The following is a 19,667-nucleotide window of genomic DNA, read 5'->3' on the forward strand; positions in this document are numbered from 1 at the left end:
CCCTACGACTGGAAGGCGGGCCCCAAGGTAAGGCTCAGCAGGGTCATCAACGCCAGGACCGCCACGACCGTGGCGGTCCTGCGCGCTCCCGCCACCACCGGCCCCGCCCGCCGGGCCGGCGCCTCGTCCTCGTACAGGTAGTAGATGAGAAACCCCGGCCGACGCGGCCGGGCGCTCGCAGGCGGCATGCGATCTCCCCGAATATCCGTTCCGCTCAATGATCGCCAACGTCCGGCGCCTCAGCACGCCCCGGCCGGATGTGGCTAGCGACCTGACCCGACATTGTTGCACTCTTGGTAGTCACATGATTACTCTTTGCACCAACATGGGGAAGCGACCGCTGGGGGATCCGTGAGTTTGCCCGAGGAGATGGAGCACGTGGACGTGCATCCCGATGTGCACAGAGCCACCGAGGCAGACGAAGAGGACGTTCTGCGCGAGCTGTACGGCGAGCCCGACGAGAACGGCATCTACACGGGGATCGAGGGGACTTGATGGGCAGCGCCGATGGAATGATCGCCGCGGCCCGCACGTCCCTGGGGATGTCCGGGCGGCCCAACGCGATCATCAGGGCCTACGCGAAGCGGCACGGCAAGGAGTTCCTCAAGGCGCCGTGGTGCGACATGGCGGTCACCGAGTGGGCCCGCCAGAGCGGCAACGCCGACGCGGTGCTGCCCGGTGGAGACCGCGCCTACACCGTGTGGCACGCGCAGGACTTCAAGAAGATCGACCGATGGTCCTCGGGGACGACCGAGAACGTCGACGGGGCCCAGCCCGGATGGATCGCGTTCTTCGACTGGGGCGAGACCAACCGGGTGACCGCGATCGACCATGTCGGAGTGGTGGAGAAGGTCCTGGGCGGCGGACGGGTCCAGACGATCGAGGGCAACACCGGTGACGCCTGCAAGCGCAGGGTGCGTGCGTCGAGCGTGATCGCCGGCTTCGGAAGGCCCGCATACGGCTCCGCGCACTGGACGGAGGAGATCGTCGGCAAACTGCCGACCCTGCGCAAGGGCGCCGACGGCGAGCACGTGCAGACGTTGCGGGCCCTGCTGATGGCCCGCTCCCACCCGGAGATCGGCACGGTGGACGGGCCGTTCGACACCACGGTCGAGCTGGCCGTCCGAGCCGTGCAGATGTGGGGACGGGTGCAGCCCGACGGCGTCGTCGGTTCCAAGACGTGGCCGGTGCTGCTGCGCGTTCACTAACCCGGCCCCACCGGCAAGAACGGCTTCGGCAAGAACGGCTCCGGCGAGGACGGCAAGGCCGCTGAGAGTTCCCGGACCCCGGGAAGGCTCGTAGCCCGGTGGCCCCGGCGGCACGGCTCATCGAGTGGACGGAGGATCTGGTGAAGAAGCTCCCCATGCTCCGCAAGGGCGCCGAGGGCGAGCACGTGCAGACGTTGCGGGCCCTGCTGATGGCCCGCTCCCACCCGGAGATCGGCACGGTGGACGGGCCGTTCGACACCACGGTCGAGCAGGCCGTCCGAGCCGTCCAGGCGTGGGGACGGGTCGAGGTCGACGGGATCGTCGGCCCGAAGACCTGGCCGGTGCTGCTGCGCGTGCACTGAGCGGCCACCGAGCCTTTCGGCCTGCCCGCCGGCGGTGTGCGTCCACCACCGTTCCCTGCACCCGCCGGCGGGCTTCTCCGCGGCCGGTCGGCCGAAGGCGGCCGTCCGTTCGGCGGGACGGACGGTGCCGTTCGGGGCGGTTCACCGACCGTTCGTCACGTTTCACCCACCGTCCATCCCGGTTCACTGCATTGGTCAGTTGCGGTCAGCGTGAAATAGGACACACCAGGGACTAGTACACGCTTCAACCACGGAATAGGTTCGTAGCGTCGTTCGCTCGCCCTCCCCCTCGGAGGAGGCCCCGGTGCCGTGGCCCGACCGGCGCGCACCCCAGCGCGCACCGCCCCCAGGGACGTCTCTCCCTGCCAGCCCCACCCGAGACACCCCCTGGGAGAACGAATGGCTCAAATCAAGGTCGAGGTCGACGGCGTGACCTATGAGGACGACGTCGAACCGCGTCTCCTGCTCGTCCACTACCTGCGTGACCGGCTAGGCAAAGGCGGAACCCCGGTCGGCTGTGACACCACCAACTGCGGCGCCTGCACCGTCCTGATGGACGGGCTGAGCGTGAAGAGCTGCTCCGTGCTCGCCGTCCAGGCGGACGGAAAGCAGATCACCACCGTCGAGGGGCTGGGCACCGGCGGCGGCGACCATCCCATGCAGAAGGCGTTCCACCAGGAGCACGCGCTCCAGTGCGGCTACTGCACCCCCGGCATGATCATGGCGTCGATCGACCTGCTGCGGGACAACGCCGACCCCTCCGACGAGGAGATCAGGGAAGGGCTCGAGGGCAACCTGTGCCGGTGCACCGGCTACCAGAACATCGTCCGCGCCGTGCGGTCCGCGGCGGCCGAGATGCGGGCGGGCGCCGACGGGCAGGCGGCGAAGGCGGCGGCACCGGCGGAGAGCGGGAGGTGAGGACATGACCGCGACGAACGAGGCCCCGGCGGGCGAGGTCGGCACCCCGCGGCGGCGCACCGAGGACGCCCGCCTGATCACCGGGCGGACCCGGTGGACCGACAACATCCAGCCGCAGGGCACGCTGCATGTGGCGTTCCTGCGCAGCCCGCACGCGCACGCGCGGATCTCCGGCGTGGACGTGGAGCAGGCGCGCGGCCGTCCCGGGGTGGTGGCGGTGCTCACCGGCGCCGACCTGGCCGAGGAGCAGGGCTCGCTGCCGTGCGCGTGGCCGGTCACCGAGGACATCAAGATCCCCGACCATCCGCCGCTGGCGGTGGACGAGGTGCGGTTCGTCGGGGAGCCGGTGGCGATCGTCGTGGCCCGGGACCGCTACACCGCCGTCGACGCCCTCGAAGAGATCGACGTGGACTACGAGCCGCTGCCGGCCGTCGTCGACATGGAACGGGCGGTCGAGCAGGCGGACGGGCTGGTCCACGAGTCGCTGGGCACCAACGAGAGCTACACGTGGGTGTTCGAGAACGGCGACATGGACGCGGCGATGCGGGACGCGCCGGTGGTGCTGGAGCGCCGGTACGTGCAGCAGCGGCTGATCCCGTCGGCGATGGAGCCGCGCGCCGTGCTGGCCGTGCCGGACGGCGACGGCTACACGCTGTACTCGGCCACGCAGATCCCGCATGTGCTGCGGCTCATGCTGTCGGTCGTCACGCAGATCCCCGAGCACCAGATCCGGGTCGTCGCCCCGGACGTCGGCGGCGGCTTCGGCTCCAAGCTCCAGGTGACCGCCGAGGAGGTGCTGCTCCTGCTGCTGGCCCGCAGGCTGGGCCGCCCGGTCAAGTGGACGGAGTCGCGCAGCGAGGGCAACCTGACCGTCCACCACGGCCGCGACCAGATCCAGAAGATCACGCTCGCGGCGGACCGGGACGGCCGGATCCGCGGGCTCAAGGTGGACCTGCTGGCCGACATGGGCGCGTACCTGATGCTGGTCACGCCGGGCATCCCGATCCTGGGCGCGTTCATGTACAACGGCATCTACAAGATGGACGCCTACTCGTTCACATGCCGGGGGATCTTCACCACGAAGACGCCCACCGACGCGTACCGGGGCGCGGGACGGCCGGAGGCCACCTACGCGCTGGAGCGGATGATGGACGAGCTGGCCGCCGAGCTCGACCTGGACCCGATCGAGGTGCGGCGCCGCAACTGGATCAAGCACGAGGAGTTCCCGTACGAGACGATCGCGGGGCTGACCTACGACTCGGGGAACTACGAGGCGGCCACGGACCGGGCGCTGGCCCTGTTCGAGTACGACAAGCTCCGCGCCGAGCAGGCCGACCGGCGGGAGCGCCGCGACCCGGTGCAGCTCGGCATCGGCGTGTCCACGTACACGGAGATGTGCGGGCTGGCCCCGTCCCGGGTGCTGGGGTCGCTGTCGTACGGCGCGGGCGGCTGGGAGCACGCCGCGGTGCGGGTCCTGCCGTCGGGCGTGGTCGAGGTGGTCACGGGGTCGTCCCCGCACGGCCAGGGGCACGCGACGGCGTGGGCGCAGATCACGGCGGACCGGCTCGGGGTGCCGTTCGAGGACGTCCGCGTCCTGCACGGTGACACGGCGGTGGCGCCGAAGGGCATGGACACCTACGGGTCCCGTTCGCTGGCGGTCGGCGGTGTCGCGCTCTACAACGCCTGCGACAAGGTGATCGAGAAGGCCCGCAAGGTGGCGGCGCACCTCATGGAGGCGTCCGAGCAGGACCTGGAGTTCACCGGCGGCCGGTTCAGCGTGCGCGGCGTGTCGGAGGAGGGCCGCACCCTCCAGGAGGTCGCGACGGCCGCGTTCGCGGCGCACGACCTGCCGGACGGCGTGGAGCCCTCGCTGGACGCCGACGCCACGTTCGACCCGGAGAACTTCTCGTTCCCGCACGGCACCCATCTGTGCGCGGCCGAGGTGGACACCGAGACCGGCATGGTGAGGATCCGCTCGTATGTGGCGGTGGACGACATCGGCAAGGTGATCAACCCGCTGATCGTGGAGGGCCAGGTGCACGGCGGTCTCGCGCAGGGCATCGCGCAGGCCCTGTACGAGGAGGCGGTGTACGACGCCGACGGCAACCTGCAGACGACCACGATGGCCGACTACCTGCTGCCCTCGGCGGCCGACCTGCCCGATTTCACGCTCGACCGCACCGAGACCCCGGCCACGTCCAACCCGCTCGGGGTGAAGGGCGTCGGCGAGGCCGGCACGATCGCGTCCACCCCGGCCGTGGTCAACGCAATCGTGGACGCGCTGCGCCCGTACGGCGTCAACGACGTCCCGATGCCGTGCTCGCCGGAACGGGTCTGGCGGGCGTTGCGCGAGGCGACCGAGCAGGCTGGAGGTGCGCAGTGATCCCCGCGAAGTTCGACTACGTCCGTCCCGGCTCGCTCGACGAGGCGGTGTCCGCGCTGGCCGAGGCGGGCGAGGACGCCAAGGTGCTGGCCGGGGGGCAGAGCCTGATGCCGTTGCTGCGGCTGCGGCTCGCCTACCCGGACGCGCTGATCGACCTGGACCGGGTGGACGCGCTCAGGGAGATCAGGGACGAGGGCGACGCGCTGGTGATCGGCGCGATGGCCACCCACTACCAGGTGATGGGCGATCCGCTGGTGAACGAGCACGCGCCGCTGATCGCCAAGGCCACCGCGACGGTCGCGGACCCGGCGGTGCGGCACCGCGGCACGTTCGGCGGGTCGCTGGCGCACGCCGACCCCGCGGGCGACCTGCCCGCCGTGGCGGTGGCGCTGGACGCGGTGTTCCTGGTCCGCTCGGTGCGCGGCGCACGGGAGATCCCCGCGAAGGACTTCTTCGTGGACTGGATGACCTCGGCGATGGAACCGGACGAGCTGCTGGTGGGCGTGCGCGTCCCCAAGCTCGGCGCCGGCTGGGGCGTCCACTACGAGAAGTTCAACCGCACCGCGCAGGCGTGGGCGGTGGTGGGCGTCGCCGCCGCGGTCCGCCGACAGAGCGGGGCGATCGAGGAGGCCCGCGTGGCGCTGACCAACATGGGTCCGGCGCCGGTGCGGGCGACCGCGGTCGAGGAGTTCATCGCGGGCCGTTCGGTGTCGGAGGACGCGTTCCGCGGCGCGGGCGCCAAGGCGGCCGAGGGCACCTCGCCCCCGACCGACCTGCACGGCTCGGCCGAGTACCGGCGGCATCTGGCCACGGTGCTGACGGCGCGGGCGCTGACCGCCGCGGCCGCGGCCGCGGTCTGACGGTCCCGCCCGGGGCGGAACGCCGGAGGAGTCAGGCGTTCCGCCCCAGGGGGCGCCTGGCGGCGCGACGGCGCCGGGTCGTAAGGTCACGGACAGGCCCCCCGGATGAGAAGGACCGAAAACATGGAGCTCGACCACGAATTCACCGTTCCGGTACCGGTGGATCAGGCTTGGTCGGTGCTGCTCGACGTGGAACGGGTGGCGTCCTGCATGCCGGGCGCGACGCTGGACTCGGTCGACGGCGAGGAGTACTCGGGCCGGATGAGGGTGAAGGTCGGCGCGATGACCATCACCTACCGAGGCACCGCCCGCATCACCTCGGCGGACGAGTCGTCCCGCACGATCACGCTGGAGGCCGCGGCCAAGGAGGCGCGGGGTTCGGGCACCGCGTCGGCGACCGTGGTGTCCCAACTGCACCCCGTCCCCGACGAGGGCGGCTCGACCCGTGTGACCGTCCGCACCACGCTGGACGTGACCGGCCGTCCCGCCCAGTTCGGGCGCAACATCCTCTCGGAGGTCGGCGCCAAGCTGATCACGCGGTTCGCGACCGAGCTGGCGGCCCGGCTGGAGTCCGAACCCGAGCCGGAACCGGCGGCGCCGGAGAAGAGCGAGCCGGAGAAGAGCGAGCCGGAGACGGCCGCGGAGGACACGCCCAAGGTGCCGCGGCAGCGCCAGGCGAGCCCCGTCGAGTCGACGTCCTCGGACGACCCGGTCGTCACCCCCCTCCGGCGGAGCGCCGGCCCGGACGACGCGATCGACCTGCTGGAGGTCGCGGGCCCGTCGGTGGCCAAGCGCGCCGTGCCCGCGCTGGCCGCCGTGCTGGTGCTGGCGCTGGTCGTCCGCTTCCTGGTACGGCGGCGCCGCGGGTCCTGAGCCCAACCGAAAACCTGGGGAAAAGCACGGTCAACGATCGGGTCTGTACCGGCGCGCGGGTGGCGGTGCGGCGGCGCCATGCCGTCCGCTGGGTGCGTGGACACCATCGAGATTCAGCGGATCGTCGAACTCGAGGATGACAACTGGTGGTACCGCGAGCGCCGCGGCATCCTCGCCCGGGAGCTGCGCCGCACCGCGATGCCGGGCACGGCCGTCGACATCGGCGCGGCGGGCGGCGGCAACACCCGGGTGCTGCGGGAGCACGGCTGGGAGGCCATCGCGGTCGACAGTTCCACCACCGCCGTCGACCTGTGCCTCTCCCAGGGGATCGAGGCGTACCACGGTGACGCGCGCTACCTGCCGCTGCCGTCCCGCGGCCAGGACCTGGCGCTGGCGTTCAACGTCCTGGAGCATATCGAGGAGGACCGCGACGCCGCCGCCGAGATCGCCCGGGTGCTGCGGCCCGGCGGCACCGCGCTGATCGCCGTCCCCTGCGACATGGCGCTGTGGTCGGCGCATGACGTCGCGCTCGGACGGGTCCGCCGCTACTCCCGCCTCGACCTGGTCGACCTGCTGGAGGGCGCGGGGCTGGTGGTGGAACGGCTGTGGAACTGGAACGTGCTGCTGCGCCCGCTGGTCCGGATGCGCCGCCACCGCGCCCGGCACCGTGAGGACATGACACAGCTTCGCCCCGTGACCAACGAGGCGCTGCGTCTGATCACGTTCGTGGAGCGCCACCTGCCGGTGAAGTCGTGGCCGGGCGTGACCTTGTTCGCCCGCGCCCACCGCCCCTGGTTCTAGGACGCCCGGTCGCGGGGCGCCCTGTCGGAGGACGCCGCCTGCCCTAGACACCCGTCGTGACCGCGGTACGCCCGGAAGGGGAGGACCCGGGCTCGACGGGTTCGGGCGGCGGCGCCACGTATCCACGCGACGCCTGGCAGAACCGGATGACCAGGGCCAGCTCGAAGACGACCATCAGCGCGCCCGCGACGGCGACGATGGGCAGCACCAGCCCGGTGAGGGGCCCGACGACGAACGCGGCCATCTGGAACTCGATGCCGCTCACCAGGTGCATGCGGATCCTCCGGCGCAGCAGGGCCGCGCGCAGCCGCATGTAGAGGGCGGGCATGTCCAGTCCCTTGAGCCTGAACCCGGGGGGCCGCATCTCGATCGCCGACACCTTCGCGTCCAGCCCGGCGGCCCGCATGCGGCTGCGCATCTTCCGGCGCGCCTTGTGGATCTGCGGGCCGTTGACGTACCGGACCATGTCCAGGGCGAGGATCGCGCAGCCCATCCCGAGATAGGCGGTGTCGCCCGTCGTCCCGTACAGGCCGTAGGCGAGCGCGACCGCGCAGGCGGCGTCGCGGACACGGTCGAGCATGAAGTCCAGCCAGGCGCCGAACGGGGAGCCCGTCCCCGTCAGCCTGGCGATCTTCCCGTCACAGCAGTCCAGGACGAACCCGGCATGGTAGAGCAGCGCGCCGGCGACCAGCCAGCCGGGCGTCCCCCGCAGGAAGCAGCACGCCGCGCCGATGCCCAGCGCGAACGCGGCCACGGTGATCCGGTCAGGGGTGACGCGGTTTCGCGCGGCGAGCCACCGGGTCAGCCGGACGGCCAGCGGATCGACCAGCAGCACGGTCCACCAGGCGTCGCGTCGCTTGCAGACGGCGCGGACATCGTCCAGGGAGTACGAGGCCATGCGGGCCAGCATGCTGACCCGGCGCGGCGGGCGCCGGGAGGATCGCGACGACCCGACCGTTGCCTGATGCAGACTTGACCCGCATCAGGCTTGACCCGGCTTGGGAAAGGGTCTCCCTCACTCCCACTCGATGGTGCCAGGGGGCTTGCTGGTGATGTCCACCACCACCCGGTTGATCTCCCGTACCTCGTTGGTGATCCGGGTGGAGATCCTTTGCAGCACCTCGTAGGGCAGCCGTGCCCAGTCGGCGGTCATCGCGTCCTCGCTGGTCACGGGGCGCAGCACGACGGGGTGGCCGTAGGTGCGGCCATCGCCCTGCACCCCGACCGAGCGGACGTCGGCCAGCAGCACCACGGGGAACTGCCAGACGTCGCGGTCCAGGCCGGCCCGGGTCAGCTCCTCGCGGGCGATCGCGTCGGCGTCCCGCAGGATTTCCAGGCGTTCCCTGGTGACCTCGCCGATGACCCGGATGCCCAGTCCCGGGCCGGGGAACGGCTGCCGCCAGACGATCTCCGCAGGCAGGCCGAGCTGCTCGCCCAGCGCCCGCACCTCGTCCTTGAACAGGGCGCGCAGCGGCTCGACGAGCGTGAACCGCAGGTCGTCGGGCAGGCCGCCCACGTTGTGGTGCGACTTGATGTTGGCGGCGCCGGTGCCGCCGCCCGACTCCACGACGTCCGGGTAGAGCGTCCCCTGGACGAGGAACTCGACCGGCTCGGCGCCCTCGTCATTCGCGGTGGACGAACCCCTCGGCCCCCCGCTGTGCTCGCGGACGATGGCGCGGGCCGCCTCCTCGAACACCCGGATGAACTCCCGGCCGATGATCTTGCGCTTGGTCTCGGGGTCGGACACGCCCTCCAGCGCGGCCAGGAAACGCTCCTGGGCGTCCACCACGTACAGATTGACGCCGGTCGCGGCGACGAAGTCCTTCTCGACCTGCTCGGCCTCCCCCTTGCGCAGCAGGCCGTGGTCGACGAAGACGCAGGTCAGCCTGTCGCCGATGGCCCGCTGCACCAGCGCGGCCGCGACCGCCGAGTCCACGCCGCCGGACAGGCCGCAGATCGCGCGCTTGCCGCCGACCTGCGCGCGCACCGCCTCGATCGACTCCTCGGCGATGTTGACCATCGTCCAGGCGGGGCGGCACCCGGCCGCCTCGTACAGGAAGCGGCGCAGGATCTCCATGCCGTGCTCGGTGTGCAGCACCTCGGGGTGGAACTGGACGCCGTAGAGGCCGCGGGCCGGGTCCTCCATGCCGGCCACGGGGGTCACGTCGGTGCTGGCGGTGACCGTGAACCCGTCCGGGGCCCGGCTCACGAAGTCGCGGTGCGACATCCACACCGCCTGCTCGCCGGGCAGCCCCGCGAACAGCGTGCCAGGGTCGGTGACCGCCACCGTGGCGCCGCCGTACTCGGCGACGTCGGAGTTCTCCACCGTCCCGCCCAGAGCCTGCGCCATCACCTGGTGGCCGTAGCAGATCCCGAACGTGGGGACGCCCAGCTCGAACAGGCCGTCCGGGGCGACCGGCGCGCCCTCCTCGTACACCGAGGCGGGGCCGCCGGACAGGATGATCGCCTTCGGCCGCCTGGCCAGCATTTCCGCCGCCGGCATCGTGGACGGAACGATCTCGCTGTACACCTGGCACTCGCGCACCCGCCGGGCGATCAGTTGCGCGTACTGCGCCCCGAAGTCGACAACGAGAACGGTGTCGAAGTCCTGGCCGGGGACGGGCCGCGAGACCTCCTGGGCGTCGCCCGGAGAGCGGTCGTTGGACTGGTCGGCAGCCACCAGGAAGTGCCTTTCGCGAGAGCGGGATCGGTGGAGATCCCAGTCTATGGGCGGGTGGGCGCCGCGCCGCCGCCCACCTCCAGGCGATACTCGCCGACGGTATCCACTCGGTAACGGACGGTCCGGTTCTCCTCAAGCGGCGGGTGTCGAATGGTCGCTCCTTGATATCAATCGACTACCTATAGTGATCGCCCGTCCGCGGTCGGTCTCTCCGTCCGTCTCGCCGTCCGTCCTCTCGCAAACCGTCTTCGATGCGTCTTCCTCCGGGAGTGCCGTGAAGCCCTTCCTCGCCACCACGCTCATCGCCGCGCTGGTGCCCGCCGTCCCCGCCGTATCCTCGGCCGCCCCCATCCCGCAGACCCCGGTCCGGCACGGTCCCGGCGCTGCCCAGGCGGCGCACAGGGGTCACGTGCACGGGTCGGAGGACTGCGTGCCGGGCACCGCCACCGCGGCCCGGCTCCGTCCCCGCCCGGGGGGCCACATGACCCGCGATCGTAACGACGTGTCCCCGATCGAGGCCGCCACGATCGAGAAGGAGCTCAGCCAGCTCATCGGCTCGCTGGGGGTGTTCCAGCAGCCCGGCGGCGACCCCGTGCAGGCTCAGCCACCGGCCGCCCAGCCCGGCTCCGGCACGGTGAAGCCCCGCGCCACGGTCAGGGTGCCGGTGTACTTCCACGTCCTGCACGACGGCCCCACGGGGAACGTGTCCGAGGCCAGGATCCGGAGGCAGATCGACGTGCTGAACAGGGCGCACGGCGGCTCCGGTCCCGGCGCCAGGACCGGGTTCGTCTTCTCGCTGCGCGCCATCACCCGCAGCAACAACCGCGCCTGGTACCGCGAGCCGCTGCGGCACGAGCGGGCGTACAAGACCCGGCTCCACAGGGGCGGCGCGGGCACGCTCAACCTCTACAGCGCCGACATGGGCCTGGACGTGCTCGGGTGGTCCACCTTCCCGTGGCGGTACCGGGCCGATCCCCAGATGGACGGGGTCGTCGTCCACCCGCAGAGCCTTCCCGGCGGGTCGATCCCCAGCTTCAACCTCGGGCACACCGCGACCCACGAGATCGGCCACTGGCTGGGGCTGTACCACACCTTCCAGGGCGGCTGCACCGAGCCCGGGGACTACGTCGCCGACACCCCGCAGGAGCGCGAGGCCACCAACGGCTGCCCCGTGAGCAAGGACACCTGCCCCGCTCCCGGCAAAGACCCGATCCACAACTTCATGGACTACGGCTTCGACACCTGCATGAACCGGTTCACCAGCGGCCAGGGCGCCCGTATGCACCGGACCTGGGCGGCCTATCGCGCCTGACGGGCCTTCTCGTATGCGGCCTTGAGCCGCGCCGCGTCGTCCGCGGGCAGGTGGCGCACGGCCTCGCGTAGGGATCGCCGACGATCCGGGCGGCCTCCTCGGCGGCGTTCATGAGGTCACGGTACGAACGACAGGAAGGCGCAGGGCCGCCGGGGCGGCGTCGGGGACGGCCGGGTTCTTCGGGGCCACCGGCTGGATCCGCCGGTAGGCGGCGCCCGGTTCCGGACGCGGGTCCTCGCCTCCCTTGTTGGGCCAGAACGCCATCGCCCGCTCGGCCTGCGCGGTGATGGTGAGGGACGGGTTGACGCCCAGGTTGGCCGACACCGCCGACCCGTCCACGATGTGCAGGCCGGGATGCCCGTACACGCGGTGGTACGGGTCGATGACGCCGGTCTCCGGGGAGTCACCGATGACGCAGCCGCCCAGGAAGTGCGCGGTCATCGGGATGTCGAACAGGTCGGCCCACGACCCGCCGGGCAGGCCGCCGGTCTCCTCGGCGAGCAGCCGCACGGCCTCGTGCCCCTCGGGAATCCAGGTCGGGTTGGGCTCCCCGTGGCCACGGGTGGCGCGCACGTCCCAGCCGAACAGGCCCTTCTTGGGATTCAAGGTGATGGAGTTGTCGCGGTTCTGCATGACCAGCGCGATCAGGGTGCGCTCGGACCATCCGCGGATGTCCAGCAACTGGACGATGTCCCGGGGACGGCGCGCCGCCTCGCGGAGGAACTTCAGGAAGCGGTGCCGGTGCCGCTCCCCCGGCCTGTCCCCGTCCACCAGCAGGGTCTGCAACAGGCCCATCAGGTTGGAGCCCTTGCCGTACCGGACGGGCTCGATGTGGGTGTCGGGCGCCGGATGGAACGACGAGGTGATCGCCACGCCCTGGGAGAAGTCCAGGCCCGGACGGCCGTTGCGGCGCCCCGCGCCCAGGATCGCCTCGGAGTTGGTGCGGGTCAGGGCGCCGAGCCGGTCCGACAGGTGCGGCAGCAGCCCGGTCCGCTTCAGCTTGTGCAGCAGTTTCTGCGTCCCGTACGTGCCGGCCGCGAAGACCACCTGTTCGGCGGTGAAGGTCTTGCGGTCGCGCCCGAACGAGCCCGTCCGCACGATCTCCACCTCGTACCCGGTGCGTCCGTCCGCGGAGGGTCCCAGGGGCCGTACCGACGTCACCCGGCTCAGCGGCATGATCCTGGCGCCCGCCCGTTCGGCGAGGTAGAGGTAGTTCTCGGTGAGCATGTTCTTGGCGCCGTGGCGGCAGCCCACCATGCACTCGCCGCACTCGATGCAGCCGCGCCGCCGCGGCCCGGCCCCGCCGAAGTACGGGTCGCCGCTCTCCACGCCCGGACCCTCGCCGAAATGCACCCCGACCGGGGTGCGGACGAAGGTGCCGCCCTTGCCCATCCGCTCGGCGACCTTCCTGACGGCCTCGTCGGCAGGGGTCGTCGTGGGGTTCTGGACGACGCCGAGCATCCGCCGCGCCTGGTCGTAGTACGGGGCCAGCTCGTCCCGCCAGTCGGTGATGTGCGCCCACTGCCGGTCGCGGAAGAACGGCTCGGGCGGCACGTACAGGGTGTTGGCGTAGTTGAGCGAGCCGCCGCCGACACCGGCCCCGGCCAGCACCAGCACCCGGCTGGCCCTGGCGCCGCGGATCAGGTGGATGCGCTGGATGCCGGTGAGGCCGAGCGCGGGCGCCCACAGGTACCGGGAGATCCTCCAGCTCGTCTTCGGGAGGCCGGGATGCCTCGGGGAGGCGTCCGTCCCGGCGGTGTCGTAGCGGCGGCCGGCCTCGATCACCCCGACCCGGTAGCCCTTTTCGGTCAGCCGCAGTGCGGAGACGCTGCCGCCGAACCCGGACCCGATGACGAGCACGTCGAAGTCGTGTCCCATCACGGCCCCCCTACTTGATCCGCAGCCGCTTCATGGCCTTGATGCCGGAGGTCATGAGGTCGGCGAACGCCTCGTACGACAGCGACCCCGGCGGTTCCAGGTCGGCCAGGTGCTGGCTGGCGATCGTCTGCGGCTCGGTGAACTTCAGCAGCCCCTCCGCGCCGTGCCGCCGCCCGACGCCGGACTGCTTCATGCCCCCCATGGGCGCGTCGTAGGAGGCGTACGCGGCGCCGAACCCGTCGTTGACGTTGACCGTCCCGGCCTGGACGCGGGCGGCGACCCTGCGGCCGCGCGCGGTGTCCCTCGTCCAGACCGAGGCGTTGAGGCCGTAGTCGCTGTCGTTGGCGCGCTCGATGGCCTCCTCCTCGTCCGCCACCTTGTAGACGGCCACGACGGGGCCGAAGGTCTCGTTCGCGCACAGGTCCATGGCGCCGGTGACGCCCGTGAGGATGGTCGGCTCGTAGAACAGCGGGCCGAGGTCGGGACGGGCCTTGCCGCCCGCGAGCACCGTGGCGCCCTCCCTGACGGCCTGGTCGACGTGCCGGGTGACCGCCTCGAGCTGGCGCGGGTAGGTCAGCGAGCCCATCTCCACGGAGAAGTCCAGCTCGGACCCGAGCCGCATGGCGCGGGTCAGCTCGGCGAAGCGCGGCACGAACCGGTCGTAGACGGCCTCGTGCACGTACATCCGCTCGACGGAGATGCACAGCTGGCCCGCGTTGGTGAAGCAGGCGCGCAGCGCGCCGCGGGCGGTGCGCTCGACATCGGCGTCGTCCAGGACGATCATCGGGTTCTTGCCGCCCAGCTCCAGCGAGTAGCCGACGAGGCGCGGCGCCAGCTTCTCCGCTATGGCCTTGCCGCCCCGCGTGGACCCGGTGAACGAGACGTAGTCCGCCTCCTCGATCAGCGGGTCGCCGATCTCGGCCGGCTCGCCCACCACGATCTGCCACAGGTCGCGCGGCAGCCCGAGCGAGATCAGCAGGTCCAGCACCCAGAGGCTGGACAGGCAGGTCTGGGTGTCCGGCTTGTGGATCACCGCGTTGCCGGCCATCAGCGCGGGCGCGATGTCGGAGGCGCCCAGCGCGAACGGGTAGTTCCACGGCGCGATCAGGGCGACGACGCCCTTGGGGTGCCGCAGTTCCTGGACGCGGGTGAGGCCGGGCAGCATGCCCCGGCGGCGCTTCGGGCGCAGCAGCGAGCGGGCGTTGCGCGCGTAGTACAGCGAGCACAGCGCCACATCGAGGAACTCCTCCAGCGCGTGCCGCCGGGCCTTGCCGGTTTCGAGCTGGATGACGTCCAGGATCTCGTCGCGCCGGGCGACCAGCGCCTCCGGCAGCCGCAGGAACGGTTTGACCCGCTCGCCCACCGGCAGCCGCGCCCAGGCGCGCTGCGCCCGCCGCGCGCGCTCGTAGGCCAGGCGCACGTCGTCGGCCGTGGACAGCGGGATCATGGCGAGCGTCTCGCCGGTGAACGGCGCCGGGATGGCGGCCGGGTGACCGCCGCCCGCGACGATCCGGGACGTCAGCCGGTCGATCAGGGGCTCGGGAAGCCGGTGCGTCGCACCTTCCGCGGGAACGGTGGGGGATGCCATGCCAGCACCCTACTACTGGTAAGTAATCAGGCGCTTCCGGTGATGGCGGTCACACCCGATTTCACCAAGTCGCCACCCTGGCCCGCCCGGCCGGTGTATCCCGGAAAGGAACGACTCCGGCGCTGGACGCCGTCCGGGCCGGGCGCTTGCTGCCGCGCGCCCGCCCCGGGCGCGTCGTCGTGGCGCGAGAAAGGTGGCTTCATGATCGACGCCCGGAAGAGGGGCGCGTACCCGGAACACGGCGGCAGCGGGAACCAGGGCGGCGGCGCTCCCCGTGACGGCGCCGCGCCCGGACGGCCCAAGGGCAGGGGCGGGGCGCGCAGGGAGCGCCGCGAGAACACCAGGGCGGCCTTGTTCACCGCGGCCCAGCGGCTGTGGGCGGAACGCGGCATCCACGGCGCCTCGCTGGACGACATCGCGGCGGACGCGGGGCTGACCAAGGGGGCGGTCTACTCCAACTTCACCGGCAAGACCGACCTGCTGCTGGCCCTGCTCGAACGCTGGACGGACACCGGGATCGGCGCCGAGGGCGGTGCCGAGCTGCTCGCCGCGATCCCCGCCGGCGAGACCGGCCCCGCGGGCGAGACCGGCGGCTCGGGCGAGGCCAGCGGCTCGGGCGAGGCCGGCGGCTCGGGCGGGATGGAGCCCGGCGGCGGCCACGAGTCGCAGGCGGAACGGTTCGAGCGCGCCGGACGGGCGTACGCCTGCCGGATCGCCGACGAGAACGCGCGGCTGACGTTCCTGCTGCTGGTGGAGTTCTGGCTGTACGGCATGCGCGACCACGCGGCGGGCAGGCGGATCGCCGAGTGGTACGCCGAACGCCGCGCCAACCTCGCCGAGTGCCTGAACGAGGTGGACGACATCCCCGCGCGGGACCGCGCCGCCCTGGCGGGAGCGCTCGACTTCGGCCTGGCCATGCAGCACCTGCTGGACCCGGAACGGGTGCCGGCCGAGCTGTACGGCCAGGGGATGCGCCTCCTCCTCGGCAAGGCCCTCGCCTAGAAGGGCCTCACGGCATGGTCGTCGGGACGATGTCGGGCGCGCCGCGGCGGCGGGCGTCGGCCTCCTGGTCGCCTTCCTGGTTCTGCGAGGCGCGCTCGGCCTCGACCCGCTTGCCGTAGTACTCGATCTCCTGGTCGCGCTGCTTCTTGGACCAGCCGAGCACCGGCGCCATCAGGTCGGCCGCCTCCTGCGCCACCCCGACACCGCGGTCCCAGGTCTCGAACGAGATCCGGGTACGGCGGGCCAGCGCGTCGTTGAGATGCCTGGCGCCCTCGTGCGTGGCCGCGTACACGATCTCCGCGCGCAGGTAGTCGTCGGCGCCGGTCAGCGGCTTGCCCAGGTCGGGCTGCTCGCGGATCAGCTCCAGCAGGTCGTTCGCCAGCGTCCCGTACCGGCCCAGCAGGTGCTCCACCCGCGCCACGTGCAGCCCCGACGCGGCCGCCAGCCGGTGCCTGGCGTTCCACATCGCCTGGAACCCCTCGCCCCCCATCAGCGCGATGGTGTGCGTGCACGACTCGGGGACCTTGTCGTCCAGGCCGTGCGCGACCGCGTCGATGGCGTCCTTGGCCATCACCCGGTAGGTCGTGAACTTGCCGCCCGCGATCAGCACCAGGCCGGGGACGGGATGCGCCACGACGTGCTCGCGCGAGAGCTGCGAGGTCTCCTCGGTCTCCCCGACCAGCAGCGGCCGCAGCCCCGCGTACACGCCCTCGACGTCGTCGTGCGTCAGCGGCGTGGTCAGCACCGCGTTCACGTGGTCCAGGACGTAGTCGATGTCGGCGCGGGACGCCGCCGGATGCGCCTTGTCCAGGTCCCAGGCGGTGTCGGTGGTGCCGATGATCCAGTGCCGTCCCCAGGGAATCACGAACAGCACCGACTTCTCGGTGCGCAGGATGATGCCGGTCGAGGAGTGGATGCGGTCCTTGGGCACGACCAGGTGGACGCCCTTGGACGCCCGGACGTGGATCTGCCCGCGCCCGCCCACCAGCTCCTGGATGTCGTCGGTCCACACGCCGGTGGCGTTCACGACCTGCTTGGCGCGCACCTCCATCTCGCTGCCGCCCTCCAGGTCGCGGATCTTCACGCCGGTGACCCGTTCCCCCTCGCGCAGGAACCCGACCGCCTGCGTCCTGGACACGATGCGCGCCCCGAACTCCGCGGCCGTGCGCAGCACCGTCATCACGTACCGGGCGTCGTCGACCTGCGCGTCCCAGTACTGGATGGCCCCCACGAAGGCGTCCTTGCGCAGCGAGGGCGCCAGCTTCAGCGCGCCCCGGCGGGTCAGGTGCCGGTGGGACGGCACGCCCCGCGAGGTGCCGATGCTGAGCGAGAGCGCGTCGTACAGGGCGACCCCGGCGCCGAAATAGAACCGCTGCCACACCCGGTGGGTGGTGGGCAGCAGGAACGACACCGGCTTGACCAGGTGGGGCGCCAGCCGCAGCAGGACCGCCCGCTCGGTCAGCGCCTCCCGCACCAGGTCGAAGTTGTACTGCTCCAGATAGCGCAGCCCGCCATGGATGAGCTTGGAGGAACGCGAGGACGTCCCCGAGCCGAAGTCGCGCGCCTCCACCACGGCGACCGAGAGACCACGGGTGGCGGCGTCCAGCGCGGCGCCGGCACCGACGATGCCCGCCCCGACCACGACGACGTCGAACTCCTCACGGGCCATCTCCTCGAACGCGCTCGCCCGCTCCGCCGGTCCCAGGCGTGAGCTGCCCAAGCCGGTCACCGGTGATCTCGTCATCGCGATTCCCCCTGTGCGGTGTGCGTGTCCGAAGGGTAACTACCCAACAGTAGGGACGCCCCCACACCTGGATCGTCCGATTTCACCCCGGGATGACGTCCGGAAGGGGGTGAGACGCCCCACATCCGGCCCAGTTCCCGCCTGACCTGCGCCCACACTCCACCAGGGAGCGGACGCGGCGTGCCCCGTAAAGGGCGTCCGTGCGCGACGGGGCGAACCGTTCACCGAGTCGCCGCTACCTACCTGACGACACCGGGAGTTCCCGGGAGGTGTACCAGTTGGAGGACACACGGTGGAGCCCATCCGACACGACGCCGGACCTCGCCTCGTGACGCTCGGACCCTCCCAGGCGGAGCCGTCCGAGCGGGACGACCGGGAACTCGTCCCGGCGATCGCACGCGGGGACCGCGCCGCACTGGTGGCCCTGTACGAGCGGCACGCGGGGACGGTTCTGTCCCACCTCGTGCTGCTCACCGGCGACCACGGGTTCAGCGAGGAGATCCTGCAGGACACGATGCTGGCCGTCTGGCGCGGCGCCGGACGGTTCCGGGGCGAGTCGTCGGTGCGGTCGTGGATCATCGCGATCGCCCGCCGACAGTGCCGGGACCGGCAGCGTCGGCGCAGTCCCGGTCTCGTCGCCCAGGAGGCGCTGACCGACCGCCCGGCCACCGAGCCGGGACCGGAGGAGCGGGCCCTGGACCGGGTGTCGGCCCAGGCGGTGATGGACCGGATCAAAGACCTCGCGCCGCACCACCGCGAGGTCCTCGGCCTGGTCTTCGGGACCGGCCTGTCGCTCGCCGAAACCGCGGAGGTTCTCGAGATACCCGTCGGGACGGTCAAGAGCAGGCTGTCCGCGGCGCGGGCCGCACTCATCCGCTCAATACCCGAAAGGGGACGCACGTCATGACCAACGCCTCGGCTCACCTGAGCCTCGAAGAGCTCGTCGCCGCGAGCCGTCCGGACGTGACGGAGCTCACCAACCCGCACCTTCAACAGTGCCCGGACTGCCGGACCGAGGTGGAGCGGTGGCGCGCGACGGCGCAGGCCGTCCGGCAGGCCGTCCCGATCACCGCGCCGCCGCCGCACATCCTGTGGGGCGTGCTCGACGAGATCGACCGGCCACGGCGCGGCGCGACCGCCCGGCGCGGCCGGCGCGGGGTGCCGCTGCTGGCCGCGGCGGCCTCCGCGGGCCTGATCGCCGCCGCCGGGTACGGGCTGTGGCAGCAGGGCCCCGCCGACGACCCGGCCCGGACCCCCGGTACCTTCGACGCCCAGCAGGTGGCCGCGATGGGCCTGCTGCCCACCGAGTGCCAGAGCCTGAAGGTGGCCGCGGGGACGCTGCGGTCCAAGGACGGCTCGGCCCTGGTGGTGGAGACGTCGCAGGGCAAGCAGATCAAGGTCGACGCGTCCGCGGCGTCCACGATGACCCGCCAGGTCGTCGGCGGCCTGGCCGACCTGTCCGACGGCACACGCGTCATGGTGCGCGGAGACGGCGACGAGTCCGGCGAGACCATCACCGCCGAGAGCGTGCTCGTCACCCCCGCGCAGATGAAGCTGCCCGAGCCGCCCAAGGGCATGGGACCGGGCATCGCCTCGATGATGGCCTCGCGCGGCACGGCCATGGGCACCGTCAGCGACGTCGGCTCCGACGGCTTCACCGTGACGGGGCCGGGCGGCACCCGCATCCGGGTCGCCACGTCGGGCTCCACCAAGGTCGTCAAGCAGGAACAGGCGCGGCTGGAGCAGTTGGAGACCGGCAAGTACACCGTCGTCGTCGGAACGCTGAACAGCGACAGGAGCCTGAAGGCCACCACCGTCCAGCAGGACTCGCTGACCAAGGGCGCCCGGTCGGCGCTGCCCAAGGGGTTCAAGCTGCCCGAGGGGTTCGGCGCCGGCGGCCCGAAGGACCTGCCGAGCCTGCCCGACATGCCGGGAAACCTCGGCGGCAAGATGCCGAAGGATCTGTTCTCCGGCCTGGGCTGCGACAGCGAGGCGATCGCCGGCTCCGCGCTCAACGGCACCCCGCTGTGACATCGGCCGATCGGGGGAGCGCCTGCC

18 protein-coding genes are annotated in these 19,667 nt (G+C 71.9%); 12 read left to right on the forward strand and 6 right to left on the reverse strand.

The window, feature by feature from the left end; genetic code table 11:
* Positions 1-2: 2 nt before the first annotated feature.
* Complete coding sequence (locus QSK21_RS07495) at positions 3-188, reverse strand: hypothetical protein (protein WP_285694585.1); 186 nt, start codon at positions 186-188, stop codon at positions 3-5.
* A 163-nt stretch (positions 189-351) separates the two neighbouring features.
* On the opposite strand from QSK21_RS07495, the gene QSK21_RS07500 reads away from it, so the two are divergent.
* The 8 genes from QSK21_RS07500 (at position 352) to QSK21_RS07535 (ending at position 7,405) form a co-directional block, all read left to right on the forward strand.
* Positions 352-495 (forward strand): hypothetical protein, encoded by a 144-nt coding sequence (locus QSK21_RS07500; RefSeq protein ID WP_285694586.1) that lies wholly within the window; start codon positions 352-354, stop codon positions 493-495.
* Positions 495-1,208, forward strand: a complete 714-nt coding sequence (locus QSK21_RS07505) for a CHAP domain-containing protein (protein ID WP_285694587.1) — start codon at positions 495-497, stop codon at positions 1,206-1,208. Before QSK21_RS07500 ends, QSK21_RS07505 begins: the two co-directional genes overlap by 1 nt.
* A gap of 140 nt (positions 1,209-1,348) precedes the next feature.
* A complete protein-coding gene (locus QSK21_RS07510; protein WP_285694588.1) occupies positions 1,349-1,570 on the forward strand; it encodes a peptidoglycan-binding domain-containing protein in 222 nt (73 codons plus the stop codon).
* Between the two features lie 399 nt (positions 1,571-1,969).
* Positions 1,970-2,488 carry a (2Fe-2S)-binding protein gene (locus tag QSK21_RS07515; RefSeq protein ID WP_285694589.1) on the forward strand — a complete coding sequence of 173 codons (519 nt, stop codon included), beginning with the start codon at positions 1,970-1,972 and terminating at the stop codon, positions 2,486-2,488.
* 4 nt (positions 2,489-2,492) lie between these two features.
* Entirely contained in the window at positions 2,493-4,871 is a 2,379-nt protein-coding gene (locus tag QSK21_RS07520) for a xanthine dehydrogenase family protein molybdopterin-binding subunit (protein WP_285694590.1), read from the forward strand.
* Positions 4,868-5,731: an FAD binding domain-containing protein gene (locus tag QSK21_RS07525; RefSeq protein ID WP_285694591.1), complete on the forward strand. Its 864-nt coding sequence runs from the start codon at positions 4,868-4,870 to the stop codon at positions 5,729-5,731. The genes QSK21_RS07520 and QSK21_RS07525 overlap by 4 nt, the downstream gene beginning before the upstream one ends.
* Before the next feature lie 123 nt (positions 5,732-5,854).
* Positions 5,855-6,604 (forward strand): SRPBCC family protein, encoded by a 750-nt coding sequence (locus tag QSK21_RS07530; RefSeq protein ID WP_285694592.1) that lies wholly within the window; start codon positions 5,855-5,857, stop codon positions 6,602-6,604.
* 96 nt (positions 6,605-6,700) lie between these two features.
* Positions 6,701-7,405 carry a class I SAM-dependent methyltransferase gene (locus QSK21_RS07535; RefSeq protein ID WP_285694593.1) on the forward strand — a complete coding sequence of 235 codons (705 nt, stop codon included), beginning with the start codon at positions 6,701-6,703 and terminating at the stop codon, positions 7,403-7,405.
* Between the two features lie 43 nt (positions 7,406-7,448).
* Here the strand turns inward: QSK21_RS07535 and QSK21_RS07540 are convergent, their stop codons facing one another.
* Entirely contained in the window at positions 7,449-8,303 is an 855-nt protein-coding gene (locus QSK21_RS07540) for a CDP-alcohol phosphatidyltransferase family protein (RefSeq protein WP_285694594.1), read from the reverse strand.
* A 117-nt stretch (positions 8,304-8,420) separates the two neighbouring features.
* A complete protein-coding gene (guaA, locus tag QSK21_RS07545) occupies positions 8,421-10,085 on the reverse strand; it encodes a glutamine-hydrolyzing GMP synthase (RefSeq protein ID WP_285694595.1) in 1,665 nt (554 codons plus the stop codon).
* 274 nt (positions 10,086-10,359) lie between these two features.
* On the opposite strand from guaA, the gene QSK21_RS07550 reads away from it, so the two are divergent.
* Positions 10,360-11,397, forward strand: coding sequence for a zinc metalloprotease (locus QSK21_RS07550; protein WP_285694596.1), 1,038 nt, complete (start codon positions 10,360-10,362; stop codon positions 11,395-11,397).
* A gap of 108 nt (positions 11,398-11,505) precedes the next feature.
* On the opposite strand, the gene QSK21_RS07555 is transcribed toward QSK21_RS07550, so the two are convergent.
* Positions 11,506-13,275 (reverse strand): GMC oxidoreductase, encoded by a 1,770-nt coding sequence (locus QSK21_RS07555; protein ID WP_285694597.1) that lies wholly within the window; start codon positions 13,273-13,275, stop codon positions 11,506-11,508.
* Between the two features lie 10 nt (positions 13,276-13,285).
* Positions 13,286-14,863, reverse strand: coding sequence for a succinic semialdehyde dehydrogenase (locus QSK21_RS07560; protein ID WP_285694598.1), 1,578 nt, complete (start codon positions 14,861-14,863; stop codon positions 13,286-13,288).
* A 201-nt stretch (positions 14,864-15,064) separates the two neighbouring features.
* Here QSK21_RS07560 and QSK21_RS07565 point away from each other — a divergent pair, with 201 nt between their 5' ends.
* Positions 15,065-15,865, forward strand: coding sequence for a TetR family transcriptional regulator (locus QSK21_RS07565; protein WP_285694599.1), 801 nt, complete (start codon positions 15,065-15,067; stop codon positions 15,863-15,865).
* Positions 15,866-15,872: 7 nt separating this feature from the next.
* Here the strand turns inward: QSK21_RS07565 and glpD are convergent, their stop codons facing one another.
* Positions 15,873-17,609, reverse strand: coding sequence for a glycerol-3-phosphate dehydrogenase (gene glpD, locus QSK21_RS07570; protein WP_285694600.1), 1,737 nt, complete (start codon positions 17,607-17,609; stop codon positions 15,873-15,875).
* A gap of 328 nt (positions 17,610-17,937) precedes the next feature.
* On the opposite strand from glpD, the gene QSK21_RS07575 reads away from it, so the two are divergent.
* On the forward strand, positions 17,938-18,516 hold the full coding sequence (locus QSK21_RS07575; RefSeq protein ID WP_285694601.1) for an RNA polymerase sigma factor: 579 nt from the start codon (positions 17,938-17,940) through the stop codon (positions 18,514-18,516).
* Positions 18,513-19,640, forward strand: a complete 1,128-nt coding sequence (locus tag QSK21_RS07580) for an anti-sigma factor family protein (RefSeq protein WP_285694602.1) — start codon at positions 18,513-18,515, stop codon at positions 19,638-19,640. Before QSK21_RS07575 ends, QSK21_RS07580 begins: the two co-directional genes overlap by 4 nt.
* The last annotated feature ends 27 nt before the right edge of the window (positions 19,641-19,667 follow it).

Source organism: Actinomadura sp. NBRC 104412 (assembly GCF_030269515.1).
Classification (GTDB): Bacteria; Actinomycetota; Actinomycetes; order Streptosporangiales; family Streptosporangiaceae; genus Spirillospora.